The organism is Brevundimonas sp. (assembly GCF_052436175.1).
Classification (GTDB): domain Bacteria; phylum Pseudomonadota; class Alphaproteobacteria; order Caulobacterales; family Caulobacteraceae; genus Brevundimonas.
Genome location: NZ_JBQVNM010000079.1, coordinates 1 through 11,044, shown reverse-complemented (window position 1 = coordinate 11,044; position 11,044 = coordinate 1). Strand labels below are relative to the sequence as shown.

12 protein-coding genes and 2 riboswitches are annotated in these 11,044 nt (G+C 67.6%); of the genes, 9 read left to right on the top strand and 3 right to left on the bottom strand.

The genetic code is table 11. The annotated features are described in order from the left end of the window. The coding region (gene scpB, locus ACT6QK_RS13670; protein ID WP_444598376.1) for an SMC-Scp complex subunit ScpB at positions 1-460 on the top strand (460 nt) is incomplete at its 5' end. 172 nt (positions 461-632) lie between these two features. Here the strand turns inward: scpB and ispH are convergent. Further along, positions 633-1,592, bottom strand: a complete 960-nt coding sequence (gene ispH, locus ACT6QK_RS13665) for a 4-hydroxy-3-methylbut-2-enyl diphosphate reductase (RefSeq protein ID WP_444598375.1) — start codon at positions 1,590-1,592, stop codon at positions 633-635. A 158-nt stretch (positions 1,593-1,750) separates the two neighbouring features. Here ispH and ACT6QK_RS13660 point away from each other — a divergent pair, with 158 nt between their 5' ends. The 5 genes from ACT6QK_RS13660 to ACT6QK_RS13640 are packed head-to-tail and all read left to right on the top strand — an operon-like array spanning position 1,751 to position 5,951. Next, a complete protein-coding gene (locus tag ACT6QK_RS13660; RefSeq protein WP_444598374.1) occupies positions 1,751-2,416 on the top strand; it encodes a Tat pathway signal sequence domain protein in 666 nt (221 codons plus the stop codon). Next, positions 2,413-4,215, top strand: a complete 1,803-nt coding sequence (gene argS / locus ACT6QK_RS13655; protein ID WP_444598373.1) for an arginine--tRNA ligase — start codon at positions 2,413-2,415, stop codon at positions 4,213-4,215. Before ACT6QK_RS13660 ends, argS begins: the two co-directional genes overlap by 4 nt. A gap of 50 nt (positions 4,216-4,265) precedes the next feature. Further along, entirely contained in the window at positions 4,266-4,502 is a 237-nt protein-coding gene (locus ACT6QK_RS13650; RefSeq protein WP_316629751.1) for a FitA-like ribbon-helix-helix domain-containing protein, read from the top strand. Continuing rightward, on the top strand, positions 4,499-4,945 hold the full coding sequence (locus tag ACT6QK_RS13645) for a type II toxin-antitoxin system VapC family toxin (RefSeq protein WP_444598372.1): 447 nt from the start codon (positions 4,499-4,501) through the stop codon (positions 4,943-4,945). Before ACT6QK_RS13650 ends, ACT6QK_RS13645 begins: the two co-directional genes overlap by 4 nt. Beyond that, a complete protein-coding gene (locus ACT6QK_RS13640) occupies positions 4,938-5,951 on the top strand; it encodes an adenosine deaminase (protein WP_444598371.1) in 1,014 nt (337 codons plus the stop codon). The genes ACT6QK_RS13645 and ACT6QK_RS13640 overlap by 8 nt, the downstream gene beginning before the upstream one ends. Here ACT6QK_RS13640 and ACT6QK_RS13635 read toward each other — a convergent pair. Both ACT6QK_RS13635 and ACT6QK_RS13630 read right to left on the bottom strand, forming a co-directional pair. Further along, a complete protein-coding gene (locus ACT6QK_RS13635) occupies positions 5,933-6,916 on the bottom strand; it encodes a class 1 fructose-bisphosphatase (protein ID WP_444598370.1) in 984 nt (327 codons plus the stop codon). The genes ACT6QK_RS13640 and ACT6QK_RS13635 overlap by 19 nt on opposite strands. A gap of 126 nt (positions 6,917-7,042) precedes the next feature. Beyond that, a complete protein-coding gene (locus ACT6QK_RS13630) occupies positions 7,043-8,077 on the bottom strand; it encodes an alpha/beta hydrolase (RefSeq protein WP_444598369.1) in 1,035 nt (344 codons plus the stop codon). A gap of 139 nt (positions 8,078-8,216) precedes the next feature. Next, a riboswitch (glycine riboswitch) is annotated at positions 8,217-8,314 on the top strand. A 4-nt stretch (positions 8,315-8,318) separates the two neighbouring features. Beyond that, positions 8,319-8,408, top strand: a riboswitch (glycine riboswitch). A 57-nt stretch (positions 8,409-8,465) separates the two neighbouring features. On the opposite strand from ACT6QK_RS13630, the gene gcvT reads away from it, so the two are divergent. From gcvT to gcvPA, 3 genes are all read left to right on the top strand, one after another. After that, positions 8,466-9,581 (top strand): glycine cleavage system aminomethyltransferase GcvT, encoded by a 1,116-nt coding sequence (gene gcvT / locus ACT6QK_RS13625; protein WP_444598368.1) that lies wholly within the window; start codon positions 8,466-8,468, stop codon positions 9,579-9,581. A gap of 21 nt (positions 9,582-9,602) precedes the next feature. Continuing rightward, complete coding sequence (gene gcvH, locus ACT6QK_RS13620) at positions 9,603-9,968, top strand: glycine cleavage system protein GcvH (protein WP_444598367.1); 366 nt, start codon at positions 9,603-9,605, stop codon at positions 9,966-9,968. 71 nt (positions 9,969-10,039) lie between these two features. Further along, a partial coding sequence (gcvPA, locus tag ACT6QK_RS13615) for an aminomethyl-transferring glycine dehydrogenase subunit GcvPA (RefSeq protein WP_444598366.1) occupies positions 10,040-11,044 on the top strand: 1,005 nt, incomplete at its 3' end.

Genomic DNA, 11,044 nt, shown 5'->3' with positions numbered 1-11,044 from the left:
GCGGTTCCGCACGGCGGCGGATCTGGCCTTCATGATGACCGAGGAGCGAGAGGAGCCCCGCCGCCTGTCCAAGGCCGCGCTGGAGACCCTGGCCATCATCGCCTATCACCAGCCCGTCACCCGCGCCGAGATCGAGAGCGTCCGTGGGGTGTCGATCTCCAAGGGGACCCTGGACCTGTTGCTGGAGATGGGCTTTGTGCGGCTGCGCGGACGGCGCCGGACGCCGGGTCGCCCGGTGACCTATGCGACGGCCGACCGCTTCCTCGAGCATTTCGGATTGGCGCGGCTGGATGATCTGCCGGGCGTGGCGGAGATGAAGGCGGCCGGTCTGCTGGACCTGTCGCTGCCCGCCGGGTTCGAGGCGCCCGATCCGTCGAGGGCGCTCGACGCCGACGACGAGGATCCGGTCGAGGACGGCGACGACGCGCCTGAGTTCGCTCAGGACTTCGTGGGGGGGTAAATCAGCCCAACACACCATCCGTCATCCTCGGGCTTGACCCGAGGATCGGCGGCGGGGCTGGCTTTGCGTCTGATGGGGCATGCCAGCCTTCGCCCACACGAGTTGGATGGGTGGATCAGTCTCCGGCCCTCGGATCAAGTCCGGGGGTGACGGGGTTGGATTTGGCGGCGGATCAGGCCGTCAGCGCCCTCGGCAGTTTGAAGGTCACCGTTTCCTGTTCGCCCGGGTCGTCGGTCAGGGTCATGTCGAAGCGTTCGCCGATGGCGGCGATCAGGGCCTGGATCAGGGGCTCGGGCGCCGAGGCGCCGGCGGTGATGCCCACGGTGGACACGTTGTCGAACCAGCGCCAGTCGACCTGCGAGGCGTCGTCCACCAGCTTGGCCGACCCGGCCCCGGCCCGCATCGCCACCTCGACCAGTCGCACGGAGTTGGAGCTGTTCGGCGACCCCACCACGAGCACCAGATCGGAGCCGTCGGCCAGTTGCTTGACCGCCTCCTGACGGTTGGTGGTGGCGTAGCAGATGTCTTCCTTGTGCGGGTCCGGCAGTTCGGGGAAGCGGGCCTTGAGCGTCCGCACAATCTCCGCCGTGTCGTCCAGCGACAGGGTCGTCTGGGTCACATAGGCGAGGGGCCGGTCGCCGGGGCGCTCCACGGCCGCCGCGTCCTCGACCGTCTCGATCAGGGTGATGGAGCCCTCCGGCAGTTGGCCCATGGTGCCGATCACCTCCGGATGACCCGCATGGCCGACCAGCAGGATGTGGCGACCGGCAGCGTGGTGGCGCTCGGCCTCGACATGGACCTTGGACACCAGGGGGCAGGTGGCGTCGAGGAACAGCATCTGACGGTCGCGGGCGGCGGCGGGCACCGACTTGGGCACCCCGTGAGCCGAGAAGACGACGGGCCGGTCGTCCGGGCATTCGTCCAGTTCGCGCACGAAGACGGCGCCGAGGGATTTCAGCCGCTCGACGACGTGCTTGTTGTGGACGATCTCGTGCCGGACGTAGACGGGCGCCCCGAACCGCTCGATGGCGCGTTCCACGATCTGGATGGCGCGATCAACGCCGGCGCAGAAGCCGCGCGGCGTGGCCAGGCGGACGGTCAGCGGGCGTTTGATCGGCGTCACGGCGTTCATGCGCCCAATCTAGTCTTTCCGCGCCCGCGCCGCCACGTCCAAACCCCGTCACCGTTTGCCGCGCCTCGCTTTAGCCGCTATCAGCACCCAGCGTGGCCGGGTCGTGCGCCCGACCCGCGGCCCGCGAATCCCTGTCCGCCGTTCGGAAACCGTCCCTGATGCGTCGCGTCCTTGCCTCTTCTCTCGCCTTCCTGTCCGCCGTGGCCGTGATCTCGGCCGCCGCGCCGTCCGCCGAGGCGCAACAGCGCCAGCGTCCGGGCCAGCAGGGCGGGCCGGGCCAGGACGGCGAGGACGAACCCGAGGATCGCCCGTCGCGCCTCGGCGCCCTGCGTCAGGTCAACGCCGGACCCTGTCCCTATGTGAAGATCCTCTACGACGCGGCCCGCTATGTGGAGATGGCCGACAATCGCCCGGCCCTGGCCAACATCGGCTATACCGGCGAGTTCCAGGGCGTTCGCTCGGGGTGCAGCTATCGCGGCGATGATCCGATCCGCGTCGAGATCAACGCTTTGGCCAACTTCGGTCGCGGCGCCCGGGCCACCGAGGGTCAGCACACCTACCGCTACTGGGTGGCGGTGACGGAGCGGAACACCGCCGTGCTGGACAAGCAGTATTTCGACCTGCCCGTCGACTTCAAGGGCGGCCAGACCGCCTCGGTCGAGATCGAGCGTTCGGTGGTGATCCCGCGCGCCAACACCACGATCAGCGGCTCGAACTTCGAAATCCTGATCGGGTTCGAGATCACGCCCGAGATGGCCGAGTTCAACCGTGAGGGCAGCCGTTTCCGCGTCAACGCCGGAACCGCGACCCCGCCCGCCCAATGACCGACCTCAAGTCTGAACTGGGCGAAGCGGTCGCGGCCGCCTTCGCCGCCGAAGGCGTGGACGCGGCCCTGGCGCGCGTCACGCCGTCGGACCGGCCGGACCTCGCCGACTTCCAGTCCAACGGGGCCCTGGCCGCCGCCAAGGCGCTGAAGGCCAATCCGCGCGACCTGGCGAGCCGGGTGGCCGAGCGCCTGTCGGGCGATCCGCGTCTGGCCTCGGTCGAGGTGGCGGGGCCGGGCTTCATCAACTTCAAGCTGGCCGACGCGGCCCTGGCGAAGCGGGCGGCCGAGGTCGCGGCTGACGCGGATCACGCCGGCGCCTCTGCCGTGGCCAAACCGCGCAAGGTGGTCATCGACTACGCCGGGCCGAACGTGGCCAAGCCGATGCATGTCGGTCACCTGCGATCCTCCATCATCGGCGAGAGCCTGAAGCGGCTGTTCCGCTTCCGGGGCGACACGGTCTGGGGCGACGCCCATTTTGGCGATTGGGGCTTCCAGATGGGGCTGCTGATCGTCGCGACCGGCGATGAAGGGAAGGCCGACGCCTTCCTGGTCGAGGGCGACGGCCCGTTCCCTGCCGAGAGTCCGGTGTCGCTGGAGGATCTGGAGCGGCTCTATCCGCTCGCCGCCGGGCGCGCCAAGGAAGACGCCGACTATCGCGACCGCGCCCGCAAGGCGACGGCGGAACTGCAGGCCGGCCGCCCCGGCTATCGGGCGTTGTGGAAGCACTTTGTCGCCGTCAGCCGCACGGCCCTGGAGCGTGAGTTCGGCGCCCTGTCGGTCACCTTCGACCTCTGGAACGGCGAGAGCGACGCCGATCCCCTGATGGCCGAGATGATCGCCCATCTGGAGACGACCGGCCTGCTGGTCGAGGACGACGGCGCCCGCGTGGTCCACGTCGCCGGGCCGGGCGAGACGCGCAAGAAGAAGCTGGCCGACGGCTCGGTGATCGAGGCGCCCAGCCCGCCGCCGCTGCTGGTCATCAGCTCCGAGGGCTCGGCCATGTACGGCACGACCGACCTCGCCACCATTCTGGACCGCCGCAAGGCCATCGACCCCGACCTGATCCTCTATGTCGTGGACGAGCGCCAGGCCGAGCATTTCGAACAGGTGTTCCGGGCCGCGCGTCTGGCCGGCTACGCCGCCGAGGGCGGGCTGGAGCATCTCGGCTTCGGCACCATGAACGGCACGGACGGCAAGCCGTTCAAGACCCGCGCCGGCGGGGTGCTGAAGCTGCACGACCTGATCACCCAGGCCACGGACAAGGCGCGCGAGCGGCTGAACGAGGCCCATCTGGGGGAGGACCTGTCGCCGGAAGAGTTCGAGGCCACGGCCCATAAGGTGGCCATCGCCGCGCTGAAGTTCGCCGACCTGTCGAACAGCAGAACAACCAGTTACGTCTTCGACCTCGATCGCTTCATGAGCTTCGAGGGCAAGACCGGGCCCTATCTGCTGTACCAGTCTGTGCGGATCAAATCCCTGCTGCGCAAGGCGGCGGATCAGGGCCTGGCGCCCGGCACCATCATCATCGCCGAACCGGCCGAGCGCGATCTGGCCCTGACGCTGGACGCCTTCGATCAGGCCGTGGCTGACGCCTATGACAAGCGAATGCCGCATCTGATCGCGGAGCACGCCTATCGGCTGGCCCAGTCCTTCTCGAAATTCTATGCGGCCTGTCCGGTGCTGATCGCGCCGGACGAGGCGACCCGGGCCTCGCGTCTGGCCCTGTCCAAGGCCGCGCTGGACCAGCTGGTCATCGCTCTGGACCTCCTGGGCATCGAGCCGCCGGAGCGGATGTAGCGACGACAGCTCTGGTATGATAGCATTGCTATCGTGTCCTGGAGGCCGTCATGAATATCCATGTCCGTCATCTCGACGAAGCCACGGTGCAGGCGCTGAAGCAGCGTGCGGCCCGCAACGGCCGTTCGGCCGAGGCCGAGTATCGCGCCATCCTGACCGCTGCGGCGGCAGAGGATGCCGACGGCTTCGACTGGATCGCCGCATCGGACCAAATCCGGGCCCACACGATCGGCCGCCCCCAGACGCCGTCCGAAGTCCTCGTCCGCGAAAGCCGGGACGAGCGGTGACGGCGATTATAGACGCCAGCGTTCTGGCGAAATGGTTCGTCGAGGAAGAAGAAACGGTGGCGGCTCGCCGCCTTCAACCGCTCAAACTGTTCGCCCCCGACCTGCTGATCGTCGAAACAACGAACGTGCTTTGGAAGAAGGTTCGACTTGGCGAGTTCGATCCGGCTTTTCTGGCGCCCGCTGTCCGTGTGATGCGGCATGCAGATCTGACCTTGATCAATAGTCTGACCTTGGCGGATCGCGCCGTGGAAATCGCGGTGCGGCTCAATCATGCGGTTTACGACTGCTATTATCTGGCGCTGGCCGAGCAGCGGAATCTACCCGTGGTAAGCGCTGATGACCGACTGGGCCGCAAGCTCGCGTCGGCTCCAGGACTGACGCCTGCCAAGGTGATCGGTCTTGCAGCCTTTGTCGCCGATCTGCCGGAGGATCATCATGACTGATTTGGACGCCTTCATCGCCGGCCTGCCCAAGGCGGAGCTCCACCTGCATATCGAGGGCTCGCTCGAGCCCGAGCTGATGTTCGAACTGGCGCAGAGGAACGGGGTTTCCATCCCTTTCGACAGCGTCGAGGCGGTGCGGGCGGCCTATGATTTCTCGAACCTGCAGGACTTCCTCGACATCTACTACGCCGGGGCCAATGTCCTGCTGACCGCGCGGGATTTCGAGGGTCTGGCCTTCGCCTATTTCCAGCGGGCCGCCGCCGACAACGTCCGTCACGCCGAAATCTTCTTCGACCCCCAGACCCACACTGATCGCGGCGTGCCCTTCGGCGTGGTGGTCGAGGGTCTGATCGCGGGCATGGATCGGGCGAAGGCGGAACTGGGCGTTACCTCCGGCCTGATCCTCAGCTTCCTGCGCCACCTGACCGAGGAGGAGGCGTTCGCGACGCTCGAAGCCGCCAAGCCGTATCTGCATCATTTCATCGGTGTCGGGCTGGATTCGTCGGAGGTGGGCCATCCGCCGTCCAAATTCGTTCGCGTCTTCGCCGCCGCCCGTGAGCTGGGGCTGAAGCTCTGCGCCCATGCGGGGGAGGAGGGCCCGCCCGCCTATGTGCATGAGGCCCTGGACCTGCTGCACATCGACCGGATGGACCACGGCAACCGGTCGATGGAGGACGAGAGTCTGATCGAACGCCTCGCCGCCGAACAGATGACCCTGACCGTCTGTCCGCTGTCGAACCTGAAGCTCTGCGTCGTCGACGACCTGAAGGACCATCCCGTGCCCGAGATGCTGCGGCGCGGGCTGCATGTCACGCTGAACTCGGACGACCCGGCCTATTTCGGCGGTTATGTGAATGCCAACTACAGCCGTCTGGCCGAGGCGACGGGCCTGACGCGGGATCAACTGACGCAGATGGCGGTCAACAGTTTCGAGGGCAGCTTCCTGCCCGACGCCGACAAGGCCGCGCGGATCGCCGAGGTCAGGGCCTACGCCGCCGCGATCTGATCGACCTCATTGGCCGAGCCCAGGGCGACGGGAACGCGCTGATGCAGGCGTTCCGGGACGACGTCCAGGATCGGCGCCACGCCGTCCAGCGTCGCCTTGCCGCCGGCCTGTTCGACCAGCAGGGCCATGGGATTGCCCTCGTACATCAGACGCAGCTTGCCCGGCTTTTCCGGTTCGCGCCGGTCCCACGGATAGAGGAAGACGCCGCCGCGCATCAGGATGCGGTGCACGTCCGCCACCATGGCGGCGACCCAGCGCATGTTGAAGTTCTTGCCGCGGGGGCCGTCGGCGCCCTCGAGGCAGCCCGTGACATAGCGCTGCACGCCGTCCGCCCAGTGGCGCTGGTTCGACATGTTGATGGCGAACTCGCGGGTGTCCGCCGGGATGCGGATGTCGGGATGGGTCAGCAGCCAGCGGCCCTCGGGAGCCATGGTGAAGCCCGTGACGCCCGACCCCGTCGTCAGGACCAGCATGGTCTGGGCGCCGTAGAGGGCATAGCCCGAGGCGACCTGGGCCCGGCCCGGCTGCATGAAGTCGGCCTCGGTCGGGGTCGGGGAAGGGGAGGCGAGCACCGAGAAGATGGTCCCCACGGGCGCGTTGATGTCGATGTTGGACGACCCGTCCAGAGGGTCGAACAGGACCAGATATTGGCCGGCGGGATGGATCGCAGGCTGGACCTCGTCCATCTCCTCGGAGGCGACGCCCGCGACGAAGGGGCAGGCCAGCAGGGCGTCGGTCAGCATGTCGTTGGTCATGACGTCGAGCTTCTTCTGCTCCTCGTCCTGGACGTTGATCTGGCCCGAGGCGCCCAGAGCCCCGGCCAGGGCGCCGTCCGCCACCACGTCGCTGATTTCGGCGCAGGTCCGGGCCAGGACCTGCAGGACCTCACGCAGCCCGTCGGGCAACGCGGCCGAGGCGATGTGGCTGTCGAAATCGACAAATCCGGCTTTGGTGGCGTCAGTCATGCGATCCTCGGCATCGAAGCGTCGCGCGTTCTTGGCCGCACTGGATGACGGTAGCAAGACCCGCGCGCGAAGACGCCGCGTCCCACGGGAGGACGCGGCGTCTCGTCGTTCAAGGGTGTCGCCGGATCAGATGGGCAGGATGGCCGTGCCGAAGGCCCGTTTCAGCTCGTGAGCGGCGAAGGTCTGGGCGACGGCGGCGTCGGGGACCACCAATCCCATCCCGAAGAACTCATGCGTCGAGCCGTTGAAGGTCTTGTGCCGCACATCGACGCCGGACGCCTCAAGCCGCTCGGCCAGTTGTTCGCCCTCGGTCCGCAGGGGATCGATCTCGGCCATGATCAGGGTGGAGGAGGGCAGGCCGCTCAGATCGGCGGCGCCGACCACATTGACGCGGGGGTCTTCCGTTTGGGTCTTGTCGGCGAAGGTGTGACCCACGAACCATTCGATCATCGCCTTGTTGAGCGGCTTGGCGTCGGCGTTCTCGACATAGCTCTCGTTGTTCAGGTCGTTGCCGACCAGGGGATAGACCAGCACCTGATGCGCGGGCGGGGTCAGGCCCTGATCGCGCGCGGCGATCGAGACGTTGATGGCCAGGTTGCCGCCGGCGCTTTCACCCATGACGGCGATGCGGCGCGGGTCGCCGCCGATCGTCTGGGCGTTTTCGAGCGCCCAGCGCCAGGCCGCGACGGCGTCATCGTGGGCGGCCGGGAACTTGTCCTCGGGCGCTTGACGATAATGGACTGACAGCACGACCACGTCGGCCATGCGGGCGATGCCGCGCGGGCCGCCGTCATAGACGTCCAGATCGGCGATGACGAAGCCGCCGCCGTGGAAATAGACGACCAGGGGCTTCAGATCCGTGATTTCGGGATCGGTCGTATAGACGCGCGCCTGAAGCGGGCCGGCCGCACCGGTTATGGTGATGTCGCGGGTGTGGACACCCATGGTCGGGTCTTCGTCGCCGACGGTGTCCTGAAGGATCTTCTTGACCGCGTCGGTCGGGGTCGGCTGGCGACGGGCTTCCTCGGGCGTCAGGGTCTCGATCGGTTTGCCGCCCAGTTCCGCCAGAGTGTCGAGCACCTTCTGCATGGCGATGTCGGGCTTGGCCGGCTTGGTGCGCGGCGTTTCGTCGTGACCAAAGAGCTTGTCGAGAATGGACATGGGATTTCCTGAGGTTAGCGGGGCTCCCTGACAAAGGCGCCGTGGCGCCGCCCTGTTCCATATGCCCACGCTTGGAGATCAAGGTCGGGGCGAGGCGCCGTGTCGCTTGACTTGCGGCCGGAGTCGGGGCCTTAGGTCGTTCGCTCTCGCGGGAGAGTTCGGAGCCGGTTCGCCGGGTTCGACGCCGAAGGCGCAACCGCCCCGGAAACGCTCAGGCAAACGGACCGCGAGAACACTCGGACGCTGGAAAGTCGGTCTTCACGACCGCGCCGACGGAGCAAGACGCCCTCCCTTCTTGGGGTGTCGGAATCTCTCAGGCTTCAGGACAGCGGGGGCGCGAGGACGGCGGCGCGACCGCTGCAACACGCGACTCTGAAAGCCGAACGCCATGTCTGACGAGACCTTGAAGACCACCGTCCTGAACGCCGCCCACCGGGCCCTGGGCGCGCGCATGGTCGGGTTCGGCGGCTATGACATGCCGGTCCAGTACGAAGGCGTCCTGGCCGAGCACCGCTGGACGCGCGAACACGCGGGCCTGTTCGACGTCTCCCACATGGGCCAGTGCAAGATCACGGGCCCGGACGCCGTGGCCCAGTTCGAGCGCTTCGTGCCCGGCGACTATGCGGTCCTGAAGGAGGGCAAGCAGAAGTATTCCCTGCTGCTCAACGCCGAGGGCGGCATCATGGACGACCTGATGGCGGGCAAGCCCGACCACGACGGCCTCTATGTCGTCGTCAACGCCGGCAACAAGGACGCCGACTTCGCCCATCTGAAGGCCCATCTGTCGGGCGACGCGGCGCTGAAGATCCTCGACGACCGCTCCCTGATCGCCATTCAGGGGCCAGAGGCCGGGGCCGTCATGGCCGAGCACGACGATATCCTGCTGGAAATGGGCTTCATGGATGTGGTGCGGGTGATGCTGTTCGGCGTCGACTGCTACATCTCCCGCTCGGGCTACACAGGCGAGGACGGCTTCGAGATTTCGGTGCCGAATACCGACGCCGAGCGCATCTGGAACACCATTCTGGAGGACGCGCGGGTCAAGCCGATCGGCCTCGGCGCCCGCGACAGTCTGCGCCTTGAGGCCGGCCTGCCGCTGCACGGCCACGACATCGACGCCACGACCAGCCCGGTCGAGGCGGCCCTGACCTTCGCATTGTCCAAGTCGCGCAAGGAACGCGCCGACTTCCCCGGCGCGGAGCGCATCCTGAAGGAATTGGCCGAGGGCCCGTCGCGCGTTCGCGTGGGCCTCAGCATCAAGGAAGGCGCGCCTGCCCGTGAAGGCGCCGAGGTCGCCGATACGGACGGCAACGTCATCGGGGTGGTCACCTCGGGCGGCCCGTCGCCGACCCTGGGTCGCAACATCGCCATGGCCTATGTGCCGCCAGCCTTCGCGGCCCTCGGGACCGAACTCAAGGTCATCGTGCGCGGCAAGGCCGCCGCCGCCGAGGTCGTCGACATGCCCTTCGTCGCCCAACGCTACTACCGCAAACCCAAAGCCTGAACTTCAACCCGAGAGATCACCATGCGCTACACCAAGGACCACGAGTGGGTCAGCCTCGACGGCGACATCGCCACCGTCGGCATCTCGCAACACGCCGCCGAGGCCCTGGGCGACGTCGTCTTCGTCGAGGTGCCCGAGGTCGGCAAGACCGTCAGCACGGGCGACAGCTTCGCCGTGGTCGAGAGCGTAAAGGCGGCCTCGGACGTCTACGCCCCCGTCTCGGGCGAGGTGGTCGAGGCCAATGACACCCTGTCCACCGCCCCGGAAACCGTCAACGCTGACCCTCAAGGGTCCGGCTGGTTCGCCAAGATCAAGGTCTCGGACGCCTCGGCGATCGACGCCCTGATGGACCAGGCCGCCTACGACGCCTTCCTCGCGACCCTCTAAGACCCATCGCACGGACCCTCTGATTAAAGTCAGAGGGTCCTTCGGCCGCTCTCCCGGCCCAGGATCAGACCATGCGCTACCTCCCCCTGACGCCCGACGACCGTACGGCGATGCTCGCCGCCATCGGGGCGAAATCCGTAGACGACCTGTTCGTGGACGTGCCCGAAGCCGCCCGGCGCGACGGCTTCGTCGATCTGCCGCGCGTGGCGGGCGAACTGGAGGTTGAGCGGACCCTGTCGCGCATGGCGTCGCGCAACGCCGCGGCCGGTTCCGTGCCCTTCTTCTGCGGGGCCGGGGCCTACAAGCACCATGTTCCGGCGACGGTGGATCACGTCATCCAGCGGTCGGAGTTCCTGACCTCCTACACCCCCTATCAGCCGGAAATCGCCCAGGGGACGCTACAGTACCTGTACGAGTTCCAGACTCAGGTCGCGAACCTGACCGGCATGGAAGTGGCCAACGCCTCTCTGTACGACGGCTCGACCGCCATGGCCGAGGGCGTGCTGATGGCCACGCGGGTGACCCGCCGGAACAAGGCGGTCATCTCGGGCGGGGTGCACCCCCACTATGTCCGGGCGACCGAGACCGTGGTCCACGCCGTGGGCGTCGAGACCGAGGCCCTGGCGCCCGCCGTCGACGCCGAGGATGCGGTCATCGCCGCCATCGGGCCGGACACGGCCTGCGTTGTCGTCCAGACCCCGAACGTCTTCGGCACGGCCACGGACGTCACGAAGATCGCCGAGGCGGCCCATGCGGCCGGCGCCCTCCTGATCGTCGTGGTCACCGAGGCGGTGTCGATGGGCCTGCTCAAGTCGCCGGGCGAAATGGGCGCCGACATCGTCGCGGCCGAAGGCCAGTCGATCGGCAACGCCCTGAACTTCGGCGGCCCCTATGTCGGCCTGTTCGCCACGCGCGAAAAACTGTTGCGCCAGACGCCCGGTCGTTACTGCGGCGAGACGGTGGATGCGGACGGCCGTCGCGGCTTCGTCCTGACCCTGTCGACGCGGGAACAGCACATCCGCCGCGACAAGGCGACGTCGAATATCTGCACCAATTCCGGCCTCTGCACCCTGGCC